The sequence below is a fragment of the Aquipseudomonas alcaligenes NBRC 14159 genome (assembly GCF_000467105.1).
Taxonomy (GTDB): Bacteria; Pseudomonadota; Gammaproteobacteria; order Pseudomonadales; family Pseudomonadaceae; genus Aquipseudomonas; species Aquipseudomonas alcaligenes.
This window is the reverse complement of record NZ_BATI01000007.1, coordinates 123,242-141,999: the sequence shown is the minus strand read 5'-3', so window position 1 is coordinate 141,999 and position 18,758 is coordinate 123,242. Positions and strand designations below refer to the sequence as shown.

Below are 18,758 nucleotides of genomic sequence, written 5' to 3'. Positions count from 1 at the left end.
CCTCAACAGGCATCAAAACAACACCCTTACCTTATCGATCTTTTCCAGCCGAAGAAACATCTCGGCAGAACCGGTGCCCATCTGCACCGTCAGGAACACTTTGCCATTCTCGACCTTGTGCAGCACGCCCTGATAGTAAGTGCCTTCATAGGTAATGAACTGTAGCCGTTTACCGGCATGATCGGGCAGGCTTCGCACATCGACGAAATCGTAGCGTGGATCCTTGGCTACGGCGTCCTCGCCCTCCGCGCGCACCAACTCATCGGCATGGGATACGGGAGCAGCCTTGGGATCGACCCAGGAGAAGGCGAGAGGTTCAACTACTTGCTGGTTGATCAGGACCACCGGGCGCAACATGGCCACAACGTCCTTCGCTTCGAAGAACTGCAACCCATCCAGGGTCGCACCCTCAGTCGGACGCAGCTCGATACGCAGCGATTGCGGGTCCTTGTAGTAATCCTTCAGCGCACTCAGCACCTCAGGCGCCAGAGCAATACGCTGCGCGCGCAGGGATTGATCCAGATGCTTGATCGAGGTTTCCAGGTACTGCTCGTCCGACTGGCCTAGCTTGCCGGCGCAGTAGCTAACGATCTTGCGCTGGTACTGGTTGTCATTGACCTCGACTACCAGCGCCGACATGCGAGGCGGATTTACTCGCAGATCGCCTGGTTTTTCCGACATGTTGGCCAGCGACAGATTCAGGCGGTAGTCACCCAAGTCGCGTACGTCGGCGGTCAGATTAAGTGCCAGGGTTTGAGCTCCGGGCTGGAACAGGTAGGAAAACTCCACGTCGGTCTCCAGCGTCCGGTACCCCATCTCCAGCAGATCGTCCACACCCATCTGCCGAGAGCTTCCGCAAGCGACACTGGACCAGGCGCTTGCCAGATCCGCTTCCTCCGGCTCCTGCTGGACCATCTCCATGAAGGCGCCATGCACATCCACTTCCAAGCCCTTCAGGCTGACTGACATCTGCTCCGGGAACTTGCCCTCGGCCAGGCGCTCCTTAAATGAGAGCAGCTCCCCCAGGCTCTTGAACTTGAGTTCGGCATGCCTGATACGAAATTCATCATTGAGCATCGGCACCTCGACCTTGATGCCCTCAACGCCCACCTTGCCGTCAAATGAGGAAGTGATGCCCTGATAGCTCAGCGTCATGAAGGGCGAGGCCTGGGCAATGGCGTCGTTCATGATCGAGCGCACCGAAAGCCACAGCGAAACCTTGATCAGTATTGCAACAGCCAGAATGGCCAGCAGACCCCATTTGATGAGTTTGGACATCGGTACTTCCTTGACGTTGTCTGAGTTTGCTTCCTGCCAAATCTGGCGCGGGCAATCTTATCAAGCTCGGCCTGCTGCGACCATGCGTCAGAAATGCACCAGAGTACCAATTGCAACTCCACCCGAAAGTTCAGGGGGAGGCCCTGCAAACGCCAGAACTGTATGTTTTTTAAACAAAAAAGGACCAATACAGATCGGAGAAAAGTTTTTTTTGCTTCCCTTGCGCGAGGCCAGTTTACTTACTAAAAGTAACGGGTAGTATGTAGCCCGGCTAATTTCCCACGCTCGGGAAATTGCTTTTCATGGAAAGTCCACCTTAAGAGGAACACGATGAACAACGTTCTGAAATTCTCTGCTCTGGCTCTGGCCGCCGTTCTGGCCACCGGTTGCAGCAGCGTATCCAAAGAAACCGAAGCCCGTCTGACCGCTACCGAAGACGCCGCTGCCCGCGCTCAAGCTCGTGCCGACGAAGCCTACCGTAAGGCTGACGAGGCTCTGGCCGCTGCTCAGAAGGCTCAGCAGACCGCTGACGAAGCCAACGAGCGCGCTCTGCGCATGCTGGAAAAAGCCAGCCGCAAGTAATCCTTGCCAAGGCTTTGAAGAAGCCGCCCCGGTTCGCCGGGGCGGCTTTTTTAATGCCCGCGATTTGCTCAGACCAACAAAAAGCCCGCCGGCATTGCTGCGGGCGGGCTCTGCGACATCGAGAGACTTACATCTCCAGCGGAGCGGCCTCGTGGTTGGCCACCGCCTCCTGAGGCACGGCGATCTCGATCGGCATGCCATCTTCGGAGGCTACCACCTCGCGCACCATGTCCCAGTCCAGGCGCATGCTGCCGGCAAGCTGCTCGTTCTTCAGCAGGGCATTGATCACGGCGGTGTGCTTGTCGACAACAGACGGCTCGCCGCTGTCACTCAGCGGCTCATGGGCCTCAAGGTAAATCTTGCCGCCGCTGACGCCGAACTTGTACGGCTCATTGACGATGCGCACGGAAGTCCCCACCGGCGCCATCTTGGCCAGCTCCAGCACATTGTTGTTGAGCATGCGGAAGCAACCGTGGCTGACCCGCATGCCGATGCCGAACTTCTTGTTCGAGCCATGGATCAGGTAGCCAGGAGTACCCAGGGTGAACTTGAACGGCCCCAGCGGGTTGTTCGGGCCCGGCGGTACGTAGGCCGGCAGCGGATCGCCATCGGCAGCGTGCTCGGCGCGAATGGACGCTGGCGGCGTCCAGCCCGGGTTCGGCGTCTTGGCGGTGATGGTGGTGTGGGCAATGGGCGAACCCCAGCCTTCGCGACCGATACCCAGCGGGAAGGTGTGCACAACGTTCTGCCCTTTCGGGAAGTAGTACATGCGGTACTCGGCCAGGTTGATGACGATACCTTCACGTGGGCCCGGCGGCAGGATATAGCGGGTCGGCAGGATGATCTCGGCGCCCTCGCCCGGCAGCCAGGCGTCAACCCCCGGGTTGGCCGCCACCATTTCCAGATAACCCAGGTCGTTGGCCGTGGCGATATCGGCGAAGGTGTCTTCGTACTTGGCCTTGATCACCTGGATCTGACCGACGATATCTTCGCCCGGAGGCGGCAGAGGCAGTTCGAGGGCGGCAGCAGGGCCGGCCACGATCAGGCTGGCGAGGCTCAGGGAGCGGGCGAGCGACAACATCCGTAAATCCTTGGCAAGAATGGCTGATGGAAAGACTCGGGATTGTACACCGGCGGCACGCGCGCCGGGAGAGCTCAGGTTTCGGCCCACAGCGGCCGTTCACCGCGACGCTGCGCCTCGAGGATCTCGCGACAGTAGGCACACAGTCGCCTGTCGCGCAGGCCGGCCCTGTCCACATCACGCATCACCGGTAGCGCAGGCAGCAAGCCGCCACACAGGGTGCGATCGGCGAATCCGCCCAGCTCCAACTGGCGCGCAACCAGATGCACCTTGGCCTCACGGCAGGCGAACAGGTCAAGCTGTTCGTCGGGCACGATCAGTTGGTAGGCGTACAGGGACCAGGCGGGACGCGGCATTCACGGCTCCAGGGCGGGGGCGCCACGATAGCCGAAAGCCCGCAGGCGGGGAAGGCTCAGAGCAGCGGCTCCAGCGTCGGCCAGACGTTCTCCAGCATGATCGGCTGAGCCGCTGCCGTTGGGTGGATGCCGTCTGCCTGCATCATCCCCGGGACACCACCGACCCCCTCGAGCAGAAACGGCACCAGGGCCACCTGCTTGCCCGCGGCCAGGTCCGCATAAACATTGGCGAACGCCTGGGTGTAGCGCTGACCGTAGTTGGGCGGCAGACGCATGCCCAACAGCAGCACTTCGGCCTCCGCCGCGCGGGAGGCGTCGATCATCCGCGCAAGATTTTGTTGCAATTGCACCAGCGGCTGGCCACGCAGGCCATCGTTGCCGCCCAACTCGATGATCACCAGCTCCGGCTGATGCTGCGCAAGCAGCGCCGGCAGCCGCGCGGCGCCGCCCGAGCTGGTATCGCCACTGATCGAAGCATTGACTACACGATGCTCGAAACCGCCGTCCTGCAGGCGTTTCTGCAGCAGTGCGACCCAACCCTGGCGGGTATCCACCCCCAAAGCGGCGCTGATACTATCCCCGACCACCAGGACGGTGCCGGCCAGTGCGCCCTGTGCCCACATCAGCAGTGTCAGTGCACCGCTCACCCACAACGCACGCATCGGATTCTCCATGAGCGCAAGCATTCTTAATGCGCGGCACCTTAGCAAAGTGGTCCCCAGCACGGAAGGTGAGCTGGCCATCCTCCACGACCTGTCGCTGGATCTGGCGAAAGGCGACAGCCTGGCCATCGTTGGCAGTTCCGGCTCCGGCAAATCCACGCTGCTGGGCCTGCTCGCAGGGCTCGACCTGCCCAGCTCCGGCGAGGTCGAACTGGCGGGCCACGCGCTGCAGGCACTGGACGAGGACCGCCGCGCGCGGGTGCGCGCCGAGCATGTCGGTTTCGTGTTCCAGTCATTCCAGCTGCTGGACAACCTCAACGCCCTGGAAAACGTCATGCTGCCGCTGGAGCTGGAAGGACGCAGCGACGCCCGCCAGCGTGCCGCAACGCTGCTGGAGCGAGTCGGCCTGGGTCAGCGCTTCAGCCACTACCCGCGCCAGCTCTCGGGCGGCGAGCAGCAGCGTGTGGCCATTGCCCGCGCCTTCGCTGCCGAGCCGGCGATACTCTTCGCCGACGAGCCGACCGGCAACCTCGACAGCCACACCGGCGAGCGCATCAGCGATCTGCTGTTCGAGCTGAACAAGGAGCGCGGCACCACGCTGGTACTGGTCACCCATGACGAGCGCCTGGCGCATCGTTGCCGGCGCCTGATCCGCCTGGAAGCCGGGCGCCTGATCGACAGCGTGGAACCCTGATGCGCGCCCGCCTGTTCGTTCTTGCCTGGCGCCAGTTGCTGCGCGACGCCCGAGCCGGCGAGCTGCGCGTGCTGTTCTTTGCCCTGCTGGTAGCCGTGGCCGCCAGCACGGCCATCGGCTACTTCGGCGCGCGCCTCAACGGCGCCATGCTGTTGCGCGCCACCGAGTTCCTCGGCGCCGACCTGGTGCTGAGCGGTAGCGCCGCCGCCCTGCCCGAGCAGATCGAGGCCGGCACACAGCTGGGGCTGGAGCATGCCCAGGTGGTCGAGTTCGCCAGTGTGATTGCCGGCGAGCAGAGCATTCAGCTGGCCAGTATCAAGGCCGCCAGCGGCGGCTATCCGCTGCGCGGCGAACTGAAAAGTGCCGCCGAGCCTTACGCCGCCGAACAGCCTGGCGGCGGGCCGCGTCCCGGTGAAGCCTGGGCCGAGGCCCGCCTGTTTGCCGCGCTGGATCTGCGGATCGGCCAGAGCATCGAGGTCGGCAACCGCCAGTTGCGCCTGACCCGGGTGCTGACCTACGAGCCGGATCGCGCCGGCGACTTCTACAGCCTCACGCCGCGCGTGCTGATCAACCTTGAAGACCTGGCCTCCACCGGCGTGGTGCAGCCGGGCAGCCGGGTACGCTACCGCGACCTCTGGCGTGGCGATAGCGAAACGCTGGCGCGTTATCGCGAAGCGACCGAGAAAGACCTGGCCGCTCACCAGCGCCTGGAGGACGCGCGCGATGGTAACCGCCAGATCGGTGGCGCCCTGGGCCGCGCCGAGCGCTACCTGAATCTGGCCAGCCTGGCTGCCGTGCTGCTGGCTGGCGTCGCGGTGGCGCTGTCTGCCGCGCGCTTCGCCGCCCGTCGTTTCGACGCCAGTGCGCTGCTGCGCTGCCTGGGACTGTCGCGCCGCGAAGCACTGAGTCTCTTTGGCCTGCAGCTGGCCATGCTCGGGCTGTTGGCGTGCCTCGCTGGCGCCCTGCTTGGCTGGATAGGCCAGCTGGTGCTGTTCAAATTGCTGCAAGGCCTGCTGCCCCCGGGCGTGCCGCCGGGCGGCCTGCTGCCGGCAATCGCTGGAATGGCTACTGGACTGGTAGCCCTTGCGGGCTTTGCCTTGCCACCGCTGGCCGCCCTGGGGCGCGTGCCGCCGCTGCGCGTACTGCGCCGCGACCTGCTGCCCGTGCCCCCCAGCAGCTGGCTGGTATATGGCGCCGCATTGCTGGCCCTGGGTCTGATCATGTGGCGCCTGAGCCTGGACCTTAAACTGACGCTGGGTCTGCTCGGCGGCGGCCTGCTCGCCACCCTGCTGCTCGGCGGCGCGCTGCTATTCGGCCTGAACGCCCTGCGCCGCCTGCTCGCGCGCGCCTCCCTGCCCTGGCGCCTCGGCCTCGGCCAGTTGCTGCGCCATCCGCTGGCGGCTGCCGGCCAGTCGCTGGCCTTCGGCCTGATCCTGCTGGCCATGGCGCTGATCGCCCTGCTGCGTGGCGAACTGCTGGATACCTGGCAGGACCAGCTGCCCGCGGAATCACCCAACCACTTCGCGCTCAACGTCCTGCCAGAAGAGCGCGAAGCCTTCGCCGCGCGCCTGGCCGGGCTGTCACCGCATCCGGCACCGCTCTACCCGATCGTTGCCGGGCGCCTGACTCTGATCAACGGCGAGCCGGTGCAGGGCATCGTCAGCAAGGACAGCCAGGGGGAACGCGCCATCCAGCGCGACCTCAGCCTGACCTGGGCGGCGAACCTTCCTGCGGGCAACGTGCTGGTCGATGGCCAGTGGTGGAATGACCTGCCACAGAGTGATCTGCCCGGCGTCTCGGTGGAGTCCGAGCTGGCCGAGAGCCTCGGCCTGAAACTGGGCGACGAACTGAACTTCAGTGTTGGTGGCCTGGAGCGCAAGGCGCGGGTCAGCAGCCTGCGCCAGGTGGAGTGGGACAGTTTCCAGCCCAACTTCTACATGATCTTCGAGCCGGGCACTTTGCAGGATCTGCCGGCCACCTACCTGACCAGCTTCTACCTGCCGCCGCACAGCGAGAAGCAGCTGGTGGAGCTGTCGCGCCAGTTCCCCGCCGTCACCCTGCTGCAGGTCGAGGCCCTGCTGGAGCAGCTGCGCAGCATCATGGCCCAGGTCAGCCTGGCGGTGGAGTACGTGCTGCTGTTCGTCCTCGCGGCCGGCCTGGCGGTGCTGTTCGCCGGCCTGCAGGCGACCCTCGACGAGCGCCTGCGTCAGGGCGCCCTGCTGCGCGCGCTGGGTGCGGAGCGGCGCCTGCTGCTGCGCGCACGGCGTGCCGAGTTCGGCCTGCTGGGCGCCGGCAGCGGATTGCTGGCGGCGGTCGGCTGCGAGCTGGCGAGCTTCCTGCTGTACCGCTATGCGCTGGAGTTGCAGTGGCAGCCGCATCCCTGGCTGCTGCTGTTGCCGCTGATCGGCGCCCTGCTAGTCGGGGGTGCGGGTGTCTGGGGCACGCGACGGGCGTTGAACGCCTCGCCGCTGACGGTGCTGCGCGAAGTCTGAGCTTGCTAGAATCGCTCTCCCTCAAGACCTCGCGAGCACCATGAGCCGTTATCGTCCCCCCCGTACCGCCGGCACGCCGCTGATCACCCCCGAAGGCGAGGCGCGTCTGCGCGCCGAGCTGCACGAGCTGTGGCACGTGCGCCGCCCCCAGGTGACCCAGGCGGTCAGCGAGGCGGCGGCCCTTGGTGATCGTTCGGAGAACGCCGAATACATCTACGGCAAGAAGATGCTGCGCGAGATCGACAGCCGCGTGCGTTTCCTGACCAAGCGCCTGGAGAACCTCAAGGTGGTGGATGCCCGCCCGGCCGACCCGAACAAGGTCTACTTCGGCGCCTGGGTGACCCTGGAAGACGATGACGGCGCCGAATCGCGCTACCGCATCGTCGGGCCTGACGAGCTGGACCTCAAGCAGGGCTTGATCAGCATCGACTCGCCGCTGGCCCGGGCCCTGGTGGGCAAGGCGCTGGATGCCGAGGTGCGGGTGCACACGCCCGGTGGCGAGCAGGCGTTCTACATCACCGCCATCGAGTACCCGCAGGTCAGCGCAGGCTGATCAAGCCCTGGCGCGCCACGCGGATCAGCTGGCCAACCAGCTCGCTGTCCAGCGGCCGCGCCTCGGCGCCCACCACCACCAGGTCAAAGGCATCGGCTGGCAGGTCTGCCAGCGTCTTTGCCTGGGCATCGGCGAAACGGATCAGGAAATTGCGCGCCCCCGGCCACTGCTTGGGCCAACCTTCCAGACTCTTGAGCAGGCGCGGCTGATGGCTGCCAACCAGCAGAACATGCGGATGGCGATTGACCGCGATGCGCGGCAGGGGGGAGAAATGCAGGTGGGTACGCGGACAGCTCATAGATACAGTCTCGGCCTCATAGTCCCGCCGGACTGCGGTGGGAGGCGACACCGGCCAGCGCTTTAGCGGTATTTGCCCAACCGGGCAGCGCCCCGCAAGTTGCTCTTAAATCGGCGCTATCGGGTGTGATCCTAAAAATGCCGCCCAATGCTGTCAAGGTGAGACCATGCTGCGACTGTTCTTCGCCCTGCCCTGTCCTAGCGGAATCGCCGCCCAGATCGATGCCTGGCGACAGGACCAGCACTTCGCCGGCAGACCGGTGCCCACCGCCAACCTGCATGTAACGCTGGCCTTTCTCGGCCAGGTGCCGGAGAGCCGTCTGCAGCAGTTGCAGCGAGTTCCGCCACGGCTGGCGCTGGCCGATCTGGCCTTCGACCTGCACCTGGACCGCCTCGACTGCTGGCCCGAGGGGCTGCTGCACCTGGCGCCCAGCCAACCGCCGCAGGCCCTGCTGAAACTGGCCAGCGCACTGCAGCAGCAGTTGCAGCTCGATGGCTTATCGCTGGAGCCACGCCCCTATCGCCCGCACCTGACCCTGGCCCACGACAGCCGGCCTGCCGAGTTACGCACACCGCCCAGCTTTGCCTGGCACGTCGACCAGCTGCACCTCTACCAGTCGGCGGGTGGCCAGTACCTGTCCCTGCAGCGCTGGCCGCTCGGCCAGCCGTAGCCGCAAAATCGCACCGGCTGTTTCTCTCGGTAACAAGCCCCGCTGCCGCCCAGGTCCCGCTGAAATGAGGGTCGCGCCGCAAACACCCGTTTAGAGCGCTCGCTCTAATTTTGTCGAAACTGGCACAGATCATGCCACTCCAGGCCAGCTGAAGTACCGTCTCCAGGAGGGAAGCGGATGGCTGACGCAAGGACGGATTCACTGCCTTTCCACCGTTCGAGAGCACCAGATGAATAATAAGAAGACCCTGCTCGCCCTCTGTGTCGGTAGCAGCCTGCTGCTGTCCGGCCAGGCTGACGCCGGCCTGTTCGGCTCCACCGGCTACACCAAGACCAAGTATCCGATCGTCCTGACCCACGGCATGCTGGGCTTCGACAGCATCCTCGGCGTCGACTACTGGTACGGCATCCCCTCCTCCCTGCGCTCGGACGGTGCCAGTGTCTACATCACCGAAGTCAGCCAGCTGAACACCTCCGAGCTGCGCGGCGAAGAGCTGCTCGATCAGGTGGAAGAAATCGCCGCCATCAGCGGCAAGGGCAAGGTCAATCTGATCGGCCACAGCCATGGCGGCCCGACCGTACGTTACGTCGCCGCCATCCGCCCGGATCTGGTGGCCTCGGTCACCAGCGTCGGCGCCCCGCACAAGGGCTCCGACACCGCCGACTTCCTCCGCCAGATTCCGCCGGGCTCGGCTGGCGAGGCTCTGGTCGCCGGTATCGTCAACGGCCTGGGCACGCTGATCAACTTCCTCTCCGGCAGCCCCAGCACCACACCGCAGAATGCACTGGGCGCCCTCGAGTCGCTGAACAGCCAGGGCGCTGCGGTGTTCAATGCCAAGTACCCGCAGGGCATTCCGACCAGCGCCTGTGGCGAGGGCGCCTACAAGGTCAATGGCGTCAGCTACTACTCCTGGAGTGGCACCAGCCCGCTGACCAACATCCTCGACGTCAGCGACCTGCTGATGGGCGCCAGCTCGCTGACCTTCGACGAAGCCAACGATGGCCTGGTCGGCCGTTGCAGCTCGCACCTGGGCAAGGTTATTCGCGACAACTACCGGATGAACCACCTCGACGAGGTTAACCAGGTCTTCGGCCTGACCAGCCTGTTCGAGACCGATCCGGTCACCGTGTACCGCCAGCAGGCCAACCGCCTGAAGCTGGCCGGCCTCTGAGCCAAGGATCGGGGCCCGCCCGGGCCCCGATGTTCTCTCCCCGCCGAGTCTCGCCGTGAACAAGCCGCTGCTATTGGCCGTGCCCCTGCTGATCGGGGCAGGCGTCGCCGTGACCCTGTATTTCAACCCCCTCGCTCCAACCCCGCAGCCCACTGCACAGTCACTACCCGGACAGATGACCGTCCCGGCTACCGCTGCCCCGTTGGCGCCAGTCGAAGCAACGCCCGCAGCCGCCGAGAGCGCCGCCTTGAGCAGCTTGCCGCCCTCTTTCGCCGGCACTGCAGTGGACGGCCAGTTCCGTCTCGATGATGCCGGCAACCTGCTGATCAGCATGGATATCCGGCGCATCTTCGATTACTTCCTCAGCGCCTACGGCGAAGAGCGTATCCAGACCAGTATCGCGCGCCTGCAGGCCTATATCCGCAGTCAGCTGGATGAGCCAGCCGAGAGCCAGGCCCTGGCATTGCTGGAGCAGTACCTGGACTACAAGCGCCATTTGATCCAGCTGGAAAAGGACCTGCCGCAGATGGCCAGCCTGGAGTCCATGCGCCAGCGCGAGCAGGCCGTGCAAAACCTGCGCGCGAGCATTTTCAGCCCTGAAGCGCACCAGGCCTTCTTTGCCCAGGAGGAAGCCTACAACCAGTTCACCCTGCAACGCCTGGCGATCCGCCACGACCAGTCGCTGAACGAGCAGCAGAAGGCCGAGGCCATGGATCGCCTGCGCGCCACGCTACCGGAGGACATGCAGGAGATGCTGGTGCCGCAGCTGCAAGCCGAGCTGCGCCAGCAGACCGCGGCCCTGCAGGCGCAGGGTGCCGCCCCGGAACAGATCCGCCAGCTGCGTCTGCAACTGGTTGGCGCCGAAGCCACCGCGCGCCTGGAAGCGCTCGATCAGCGCCGTCAGCAGTGGCAGCAACGGCTGGACGCCTACCGCCAGGAGAAGGCGCGCATCGAGGCTAACAGCGGCCTCAGCGAAGAGGATCGCCAGGCCGCCATCGCCAGTCTCGCCGAGGAACGTTTCGACGAGCGCGAGCGCCTGCGTCTGGACGCGGCGGAGCAGCTGGTGAAGAGCCGGGAAAAGAAACTCTGAACGCAAAAAGGCCCGCAACGGCGGGCCTTTCTGTCTAAGCAGTGGATCAGCGGGCGATGGCGCGGTCCAGCGACAGCTTGCCGGCACCTTCGATGATCAGCACGGCACTGATCAGGCCGAGGATCATGGCGTACTCGAAGCCGTTGTTGGTGATGAAGAAGCCGTTGGCCCAGTGCACGGTCACCGCGGCCACCACCATGGACACCAGCAGGGAAACAGCCGCCGGGCGCACCAGCAGGCCGACCACCAGCGCCAGGCCACCGAAGAACTCGGCGCTACCGGCCAGTGCGGCCATCAGGTAGCCAGGGGTGATGCCGATGCTTTCCATCCACTGCGCGACACCCTCCAGGCCGTAGCCACCGAACCAGCCGAAGAGTTTCTGCGCGCCGTGGGCGGCGAAGGTCAGGCCGGTGACGATACGCAGCAGGGTGATGCCGTAGCCGGCGTTGGTGGACATCAGGGTGGAGATCAGCTTGTTCATGTGCCAGTTCCTTGTGGAGGAGTTGTTGGGGTTGGTGAGGCACATACTATTCGAATTTAACGATGATAAAAGCGCATTTATGCGCTAATAAAAATCGATATTTTAGATTATTTCTTGGCGCTCAGCTTGCGCTTCTGCGGCTCCAGCAGGAAACGCTCGCGGTCATAGGCAAGGTAGTACTTGTTCACCGCGTTGACATAGCTGACCACGCCCATGCCCAGCTGCTCCATGGCCACGCGCTCGACCTGAAAGAACCACTGGTTGGGATTCAGACCGCGCCTGCGCGCCTCGGCCCGCAGGCTCTGCACGCGCTGCGGCCCCATGTTGTAGGCCGCCAGGACAAAGGCCATGCGCTCACTCTCGCCAATCTGCCGGCTGGCGAAGAACTCGCGGCGAATACGCGCCATGTAACGGGTCGCGGCCAGTACATTGTTGTCCAGCGCCTGGATATTGCCGACACCAACGCTGCGCGCCGCCGCCGGGGTGATCTGCATCAGCCCGGTGGCGCCCGAGGCGCCACGCGCCGCCGGGTTGAGGGTGGACTCCTTGTAGGCCACGGCGGCCAGCTGCAGCCAGTCCAGCTCCTGCTTCTCGCCGTGCTTCTGCAGCACACCACGCACCTTCTCCAGGCGCTGCCGCTCGATCCGCGACAGCGGGTTGCGCACTTTGTAGGAGCGCCTGTAGAAGCGCTGGAAAGCGGAGTCCTGATCGCTCGGCGTACGGTAACCGGCGATGAATCGATCGATGCTGGCGCGCAGCATCGGCGACTCGCGACGCACGAACCAGCTCATGTCGCCCTTGGCCCCGATACTCAGATGGCGCTCGATACGCAGTCCCGGCATGACCTTCTGCCAGCGCTCGGCAATCGGCAGCTCCACTGCCGTCCAGGGGTAGATGCCGGCCTGTACCATCTCCAGCACATCCTCCACGGCCAGGCTGGCATCGGCCCACTCCACCACGATCGGTGGCTTGCCTTGCTGTGCCAGCTGCTGGTTGACCTCGCGCAGGGCGTCACTGACGGCACTGCCCACCGGCAGCGTCAGGCTGCGCCCGGACATATCCTCCAGGCGCTTGTAGTGGCGATTGCGTCGATTGCCCACCACCACCAGGGCCACGTCGCTGCGCAGGGCTGCACTGGGGCTGATCCCGAGCCCCGGGTGCGCATCGAGCAACTCGCCGGGTGCGACCAGGTCGCCCTCGCCTTTCTGTAGCGCGGCGACCAGCTGGTCCTTGGGCTTGGGAATGATCTTCAGACGCAGCTCGTGACCATCGCGGGCATTGCGATTGAGGTACTGGCCGAATGCGCGCAGGCGCTGGTACTCGATACCGATGGCCTGGCCCTTGATCTCGCCCGAGCTGTGGCGACTCTGGTTGACCAGCACGCGCAGCTCGCCGCTCTTGCGAATCTCCGCCAGGTCACGCTGGCTGCCGGTGTGCGGCAGGTTGCCGCCCAGCGCACTCAGCCGCGCGTGGGCCGGCAGCATTGCCAACAGGCAGAGCAGGAACAGCAGCGCTCGCGTCATCGGGCCTCCGGGCTGGAACGGGGCACGGCTTGGCCCGACCGGGCGACAGATGGTTCCATCGCAGGGGGCGCGGAGGTTGGCACAGCGGCGCTCAAACGGCCAGCCCGAGCTGGTAATAAACGTTAACAAGCATACATAACTACCTGTATTTACTTGCTTTATTACGGCAAGCAAGGCTCTGCTATGCTGCCCCGCTCGGATTGCGAGGTAGCACCATGCAACTCATCGACATCGGCGTCAACCTGACCCACCCCAGCCTGGCGCGGGAACGCGAAGTAGTACTCGAACGCGCCAGAGCGGCCGGCGTGTGCCAGCTGGTGCTGACCGGCACCAGCCTGGAGGAAAGCGAGCGGGCGCTGACCTTCTGCCATGAACTGGACGACAGCGGTCTGCAGCTGTTCAGTACGGCAGGTGTGCATCCGCATGACGCCAGCCAGTGGAATGCCGACAGCGCGCGGCAGCTGCACGCACTGCTGGACGAGGCGCCGGTGCGCGCGGTGGGTGAATGCGGGCTGGATTTCAACCGCGACTTCTCGCCGCGTCCGCTGCAGGAAAAGGCGCTGGAAGAACAGCTGGAACTGGCCGTGGCGCTACAGCTGCCGGTGTTCCTGCACGAGCGCGAGGCCGGCGAGCGCCTCATCGGCATCCTGCGCCAGTTCCGCGACCGCCTGCCGGCGGCAGTGGTCCACTGTTTCACTGGCGACAAGGCAACGCTGTACGGCTATCTGGACCTCGACCTGCACATCGGCATCACCGGCTGGGTCTGTGACGAGCGCCGGGGCACTCACCTGCACCCGCTGCTGCGTGACATTCCGGCCGGTCGCCTGATGCTGGAGAGCGATGCGCCCTATCTGCTGCCACGCAGCCTGCGGCCCAAACCGAAGAGCGGGCATAACGAGCCGGCCTTCCTCACCGAGGTGCTGCGCGAAGTGGCGCTGCACCGTGGCGAGAGCCAGGAAACGCTGGCAGCGCACAGCACAGCCTGCGCCAGGGCTTTCTTCGGGCTACCGGTGATCTAGTCGAAAACCGTGGTGGTCTGCCGGCTGAGCGCCAGCAGCTGGCCATCGGCCGTCCACAGGCGCGCCGCGATATGGCCATAGCCATCGAGGGCATGCTCGATCTCGGCACGGTACAGGCACCAGTCGTGGGTGGTCAGGCTGGGGATTGGATGGACGAATTCGATGGTCCAGGTCAGCGAACTGCCGGGGGCCGGCTTGCTCAGGTGTGACAGCACCGCCGGCGGCCAGGCGTCGACCAGTGCCAGCAGGTGGGCTTCGGTCACCTTGTCATAACTGACGTCGCTGCGCAGGCGCACCCAACCGCCCATATGCCGTGCCGGCGTGCTGCTGAAGGGTATGCCGCCCTCGCCCCAGCGCATGGCCAGGAAGCGGGTGAACTCCGGGGTGATGCCCGCCGCATAAGGCAGCTCCTGGCAATCCTCGACCGCCTTCATGGCGGGCGCCGGTTCGGCCTCGACCCGTACCGCCGACTGCCGCGACGCACCGAAGCTGCCCTGGGCCATGGCCACCACCGCACCGTTCTGCACGGCGCGACCGACCACCTGACTGACCGACTTGCCCTCACGCAGCACTTCCACCTCGAAAGCCGCGGGCTCGCCCATCAGTAGTGGCCCGACGAACGTCACCGACAGCGAGCGCACCGGCCGCCCGGCCGGCACCTTGAGACGCATGGCCTCGTAAAGCATGGCGGCCACCAGGCCACCAAAGGTGGCGCGCCCCTGCCCCCACAGCCCAGGTACAACGACATGTTGGGGGTGGGTATGCACCGCGTGGATCAGTTCAGCGAAGGTCATGCGCAATCTCCTGTCATGCTGACTGAAGCTTAGAGAAAAGCACGGTGCGACGGAAAGCCGATTCAGCGACGAGATTACCGATCATCAGCCACCGCGGTGGGCCTGGCACGCCAGGGCAATGCCCGGCGCAGGCGGCGCAGCAGCTCACGCAGTTGTTCAGGGGATGCCGGCTGACCGGCATAGCGCTGGGCCTCGAAGGCCCGGGCAAAGGCATCGATCGCCTGCGCCTGCTGCGGCAATCGCTGCGCCGCGCGCTCGGCAAAGGCCCGCACACCCTCGCCCTTGTCGCGCCGTACGCCATGACGCAGCAGCAATGCCTCGTAACGCCGCAGCAGGCGTTGCTGGGGATCGTGCTCGCGCTGCCAGGGCTTGAACAGCCAGAGTGCCAGCAGGCCCAGCAGGAAACCGCCCCCACCTACCAGCGCCAGAGCTAGACGACTCCACTCGAGGGTCCCGAACCAGCGTTGCAGTAACTGCAATTGCTGCTCGCTCTTGTAGCCCAGAACCCAGCGTTGCCAGTTGTAGTTGAGATTATCCCATCCGAACCGTAACTCGTTGAGCCACGCGAGATCGCGGTAATGCAGCGGAGAGAAAGGTGAATCTTCTAGGAAGCCGTCATCGTCGGCAAAGGCTTCATCGGCACCCAATTCGATACGCTCAGGAGCAACTTGGAAAGTTGGGTCGACACTGATCCAGCCTCTCCCCTCCACCCAGTATTCGACCCATGCATGGGCATCGAGCTGCCGTACAGAAAGATAGTTGCCGTCCTGATTAAGCTCGCCACCCTGATAACCGGCTACTACCCGCGAGGGTATGCCCGCCGCGCGAAGAACAAAAACCATGGCGCCTGCATAGTGCGCACAGAAGCCTTTGCGCGTGCGAAAAAGGAAGTCATCAATGCTGTTGCGCCCCACTGGCGGTGGTTTCAGCGTATAGCCATAGGGTTCATCCGCGAAATGCCTCAACATCGCTGAAACGAGGGACTGTGGATCGGCATTCTCTTGCCTGAGCTGCCGGGCCCATGACCGACTCCGTGGGTCACCCTCCTCTGGAAGCTGCAAGGTGCGTTGTGCGACGTCGGCGGGCAGATCCAGCTGCCTAATTGCGGCAGGCCAGGATTGCACCTGATAGAGCAGATTCTGAAAAACCGGCCTGTTGTTTTCGAGGCGGAAATCACTCATCTGCCTGACACCGGACAAGGCGCTTTCGGCTGTATCAAGCGCGAATAGCCAGCTCTGGCCACTGGGCTGCATCACGATGCTGTAGCTGATCGGGGAGCCGACCTTCTGCCAACTGGGAGACATCGGCAACCGCGCAGCGCTGGACTGCGACCAGCGTCGTCCGTCGAACGCCTCCAGCGTGAGTGCTCTCCAATAAAGCTGAGACTGGGGAGGCATGTCGCCCTCGAAGCTGACCCTGAATGCCAAGGCGGAAGATCGGCTCAGCTCGGCGACATCTCCTGGAGTCATGCTGTCCGACAACCCTGTCAGGCCTTTGGAGGAGTTGGGCAGACTCCACAACGGCCCCAGTCGCGGAAAGAACAGAAACAGCAACAGCATCAGCGGCACCGCCTGCAGCATCATCGCGCCGGCCAGCTTCAGCGTGGCCGCCGGGCGTTCGGCCATGCCGCTGTGCTGCATGCCGATCAGCGCCGCCAGCAGCGCCGTGACCGGTAGCAGGCTGTAAAGAGCGGCCAGAGGGCCGTCATCGAACAGGTAGCCGGTCACCACCACGAAGAAGCCGAGGAAGATAAGCAGCAGCGCATCGCGCCGGCTGCGCAACTCCACCAGCTTCAGGATGAAGGCGGCGACCAGCAGCAGCACACCGCCGTCCAGGCCGACCAGGCTACCCCGCGAGAAGAACACCGCCGCCGCCGTACCGAGCATCAATGCCGCTCGCTCCAGGCGCGACGGATAACGCGCACGCATGCGAAAAACCTGGATCCGCCAGCCCGCGCACAGCAGCCACAAACCGATGATCCACAGCGGCAGGTGCAGCAGGTGCGGCAGTATCACCAGCACCTGCGCGACCAGCAGCCAGGTCAGCGCGATGCGCGGAATCGGTCGGGCCGCGATCGGCCGGGCGGCGGTGAAGCTCATGTGCGAACTCCGTAGAGTGCCAGGGCACGCAGGCAGGCTTCGCGATGGGCGTCGCCATGATCCGGCGCCAGCTCGCAGCCGGGCAGACGCAGGCCATAGGCCTGCTGGCGGGCGTCCAGCTGCAGTACCCAGTAGCACAGGCGCGACAGACGCTCCTCGGCATCACCGCCAAGCGCCTGGAAATCCAGCCACAGGTCGCGCCCGGCGAGCGCGGCGAAGTCCTTGACCAGCAGGCCCTGGCCGCGCGAGAACGCCTTCCAGTGCAGGCGCCGTTTCGAGTCACCGGGCTGGTAGCTGCGCAGCCCCTGGTAATCATCGGCACCCTGGCCGGTTGCGCGCTGGCCTTCGTCTTCCTCGTCGAGTGAGCCGCCGTCACTCAGCGGCAGTTCGCCCTGCAGCGGTCGCGGATAGACCAGTACCGACTGGTCCAGGTCGACCCAGCTCCAGGCCACCAGGATGCCCAGCGGGAAATGGCTTTCCACCCGCAGGCGTTCAGGCCGCAGCCAGCCGCGCTGCAACGCGGGTTGAGTCAGCTCGCATTCGCGCTGCCCTTGCGCCGGTACATCCATTGTCTGCAGCGGCTGCGGTGGCCAACCAATACCGATGGCCATGTGGGCTCGGCCATCGCTTTCCAGGCGCACCCTGAAGCGCGCCTGTTCGCCGACGAACACGGCACCGCTGGCACCGGCCTTGAGGATCAGGCCGGCAAAGTTGCGATAGGTGTGCAGGATTGCCACCACGAACACGGCGGCGAGCAGAAAGGTCAGACCGTAGGCGAGGCTGTTCTCGTAGTTGATGCCGGCCAGCAGCATCAGCAGCAGCACCAGCACAAAAGCAGCGCCGACCCGGTTGGGCATGATGAAGATGCGCCGCTGGTTCAGCTGCACCTGGGCTGCTGCGGGAATTCGCCTGACCACCCAGCGCCGCCAGCGCGCTTTGAGCGAGAGCGGCAACATCACACCGCCGAGACTTCGCGCAGCAGCCACTGCACCAATGCGCCACCACCATGGCCGGCCGGATCGGCGCGCTCGCGCAGGCGGTGACCGACCACCGCGGGCAGCACCGCCTGCACATCCTCGGGAATCACATAGTCACGGTTGGCCAGGAACGCCCAGGCGCGCGCCGCCGCCAGCAGCGCCAGACTGGCCCGCGGCGACAGCCCCCAGGCGAACTGCGCCTCGCTGCGCGTGGCCTCGACCAGGCGCAGCACATAGTCAACCAGGGCGTCGCTGGTGCGTACCTGCGGAATCAGGGCCTGGATCGCCGCGAGCTCGGCATGATCGAGGATCGGTTCGAGACGCGGCAACAGATCACGACGGGCTTCGCCGAGCAGCAACGCGCGCTCGGCGGCCCGGGCCGGATAGCCCAGCGAGAGGCGCATGAGGAAACGGTCCAGCTGCGATTCCGGCAGGGCAAAAGTGCCGCCGGAACTGACCGGGTTCTGTGTGGCAATCACGAAGAAAGGCTCCGGCAGCGGGCGGGTGGCCCCCTCGATGGTCACCTGGCCCTCCTCCATGGCCTCCAGCAACGAGCTCTGGCTCTTCGGCGTGGCTCGGTTGATTTCGTCGGCCAGCACCAGCTCGGCAAAGATCGGCCCGGGGTGGAAAACGAACTGGCCGCTGTCCTTGTCGAATACCGAGGTGCCAAGAATGTCGCCGGGCAGCAGGTCGGAGGTGAACTGGATGCGCTGGTAGGACAACCCCAGCACCCGCGCCAGGGCCTGGCTCAGGGTGGTCTTGCCCATGCCGGGCAGGTCCTCGATCAGCAGGTGACCACGCGCCAGCAAGCAGGTCAGCGCCAGGCGCACCTGCGGCTCCTTGCCCAGCAGCACCTGGTTGACCTCGTGCAGTACCGCATCCAGTTTCGTCCGCATCATTCGCTCCTGTTCCAGTCTGCCGATGCTACTGGGCGACAC

The 18,758-nt window shown here is 65.0% G+C and carries 19 protein-coding genes; 8 read left to right on the top strand and 11 right to left on the bottom strand.

Translation table 11 applies throughout. The features are described from left to right. Positions 1–12: 12 nt before the first annotated feature. The gene (locus PA6_RS05210; protein ID WP_021699835.1) at positions 13–1,278 is read right to left on the bottom strand and encodes a hypothetical protein; all 1,266 of its coding nucleotides are present in this window, start codon (positions 1,276–1,278) and stop codon (positions 13–15) included. Between the two features lie 330 nt (positions 1,279–1,608). Between PA6_RS05210 and oprI the strand changes: the two genes are divergently transcribed. After that, positions 1,609–1,860: an outer membrane lipoprotei OprI gene (gene oprI / locus PA6_RS05205; protein ID WP_003448337.1), complete on the top strand. Its 252-nt coding sequence runs from the start codon at positions 1,609–1,611 to the stop codon at positions 1,858–1,860. Positions 1,861–1,987: 127 nt separating this feature from the next. On the opposite strand, the gene PA6_RS05200 is transcribed toward oprI, so the two are convergent. The 3 genes from PA6_RS05200 to PA6_RS05190 form a co-directional block, all read right to left on the bottom strand. Further along, positions 1,988–2,941 (bottom strand): L,D-transpeptidase family protein, encoded by a 954-nt coding sequence (locus PA6_RS05200; RefSeq protein ID WP_021699834.1) that lies wholly within the window; start codon positions 2,939–2,941, stop codon positions 1,988–1,990. Between the two features lie 74 nt (positions 2,942–3,015). Next, on the bottom strand, positions 3,016–3,297 hold the full coding sequence (locus PA6_RS05195) for a hypothetical protein (protein WP_021699833.1): 282 nt from the start codon (positions 3,295–3,297) through the stop codon (positions 3,016–3,018). A 56-nt stretch (positions 3,298–3,353) separates the two neighbouring features. Beyond that, a complete protein-coding gene (locus tag PA6_RS05190) occupies positions 3,354–3,959 on the bottom strand; it encodes an arylesterase (protein ID WP_043216302.1) in 606 nt (201 codons plus the stop codon). 10 nt (positions 3,960–3,969) lie between these two features. On the opposite strand from PA6_RS05190, the gene PA6_RS05185 reads away from it, so the two are divergent. Genes PA6_RS05185 through greB form a run of 3 tightly spaced genes read left to right on the top strand, consistent with a single transcriptional unit; the run spans position 3,970 to position 7,698 of the window. Then, positions 3,970–4,653, top strand: coding sequence for an ABC transporter ATP-binding protein (locus tag PA6_RS05185; RefSeq protein ID WP_021699831.1), 684 nt, complete (start codon positions 3,970–3,972; stop codon positions 4,651–4,653). Beyond that, positions 4,653–7,145, top strand: coding sequence for an ABC transporter permease (locus PA6_RS05180; RefSeq protein WP_021699830.1), 2,493 nt, complete (start codon positions 4,653–4,655; stop codon positions 7,143–7,145). The genes PA6_RS05185 and PA6_RS05180 overlap by 1 nt, the downstream gene beginning before the upstream one ends. Positions 7,146–7,185: 40 nt before the next feature. Further along, positions 7,186–7,698: a transcription elongation factor GreB gene (greB, locus tag PA6_RS05175; RefSeq protein ID WP_021699829.1), complete on the top strand. Its 513-nt coding sequence runs from the start codon at positions 7,186–7,188 to the stop codon at positions 7,696–7,698. On the opposite strand, the gene PA6_RS05170 is transcribed toward greB, so the two are convergent. Then, complete coding sequence (locus PA6_RS05170) at positions 7,685–7,996, bottom strand: hypothetical protein (protein WP_021699828.1); 312 nt, start codon at positions 7,994–7,996, stop codon at positions 7,685–7,687. The genes greB and PA6_RS05170 overlap by 14 nt on opposite strands. Before the next feature lie 166 nt (positions 7,997–8,162). Between PA6_RS05170 and thpR the strand changes: the two genes are divergently transcribed. The 3 genes from thpR to PA6_RS05155 all read left to right on the top strand — a co-directional run bounded on the left by thpR (position 8,163) and on the right by PA6_RS05155 (position 10,927). After that, positions 8,163–8,666 (top strand): RNA 2',3'-cyclic phosphodiesterase, encoded by a 504-nt coding sequence (gene thpR / locus PA6_RS05165; protein ID WP_021699827.1) that lies wholly within the window; start codon positions 8,163–8,165, stop codon positions 8,664–8,666. 229 nt (positions 8,667–8,895) lie between these two features. Further along, complete coding sequence (locus tag PA6_RS05160) at positions 8,896–9,837, top strand: triacylglycerol lipase (RefSeq protein ID WP_021699826.1); 942 nt, start codon at positions 8,896–8,898, stop codon at positions 9,835–9,837. A 55-nt stretch (positions 9,838–9,892) separates the two neighbouring features. Beyond that, a complete protein-coding gene (locus tag PA6_RS05155; RefSeq protein WP_021699825.1) occupies positions 9,893–10,927 on the top strand; it encodes a lipase secretion chaperone in 1,035 nt (344 codons plus the stop codon). A 46-nt stretch (positions 10,928–10,973) separates the two neighbouring features. Here the strand turns inward: PA6_RS05155 and PA6_RS05150 are convergent, their stop codons facing one another. Next, complete coding sequence (locus PA6_RS05150; protein WP_021699824.1) at positions 10,974–11,408, bottom strand: DoxX family protein; 435 nt, start codon at positions 11,406–11,408, stop codon at positions 10,974–10,976. Between the two features lie 107 nt (positions 11,409–11,515). Continuing rightward, a complete protein-coding gene (locus PA6_RS05145; protein ID WP_021699823.1) occupies positions 11,516–12,931 on the bottom strand; it encodes an MltF family protein in 1,416 nt (471 codons plus the stop codon). 215 nt (positions 12,932–13,146) lie between these two features. On the opposite strand from PA6_RS05145, the gene PA6_RS05140 reads away from it, so the two are divergent. Continuing rightward, the gene (locus tag PA6_RS05140; RefSeq protein WP_021699822.1) at positions 13,147–13,950 is read left to right on the top strand and encodes a TatD family hydrolase; all 804 of its coding nucleotides are present in this window, start codon (positions 13,147–13,149) and stop codon (positions 13,948–13,950) included. On the opposite strand, the gene PA6_RS05135 is transcribed toward PA6_RS05140, so the two are convergent. From PA6_RS05135 to PA6_RS05120, 4 genes are all read right to left on the bottom strand, one after another. Beyond that, positions 13,947–14,744 carry an acyl-CoA thioesterase gene (locus PA6_RS05135; protein ID WP_021699821.1) on the bottom strand — a complete coding sequence of 266 codons (798 nt, stop codon included), beginning with the start codon at positions 14,742–14,744 and terminating at the stop codon, positions 13,947–13,949. The genes PA6_RS05140 and PA6_RS05135 overlap by 4 nt on opposite strands. Positions 14,745–14,818: 74 nt before the next feature. Continuing rightward, the gene (locus PA6_RS05130; RefSeq protein ID WP_021699820.1) at positions 14,819–16,843 is read right to left on the bottom strand and encodes a transglutaminase TgpA family protein; all 2,025 of its coding nucleotides are present in this window, start codon (positions 16,841–16,843) and stop codon (positions 14,819–14,821) included. Next, positions 16,840–17,799: a DUF58 domain-containing protein gene (locus PA6_RS05125; RefSeq protein WP_021699819.1), complete on the bottom strand. Its 960-nt coding sequence runs from the start codon at positions 17,797–17,799 to the stop codon at positions 16,840–16,842. Before PA6_RS05125 ends, PA6_RS05130 begins: the two co-directional genes overlap by 4 nt. Further along, a complete protein-coding gene (locus tag PA6_RS05120; protein WP_021699818.1) occupies positions 17,799–18,716 on the bottom strand; it encodes an AAA family ATPase in 918 nt (305 codons plus the stop codon). Before PA6_RS05120 ends, PA6_RS05125 begins: the two co-directional genes overlap by 1 nt. Positions 18,717–18,758: the final 42 nt, after the last annotated feature.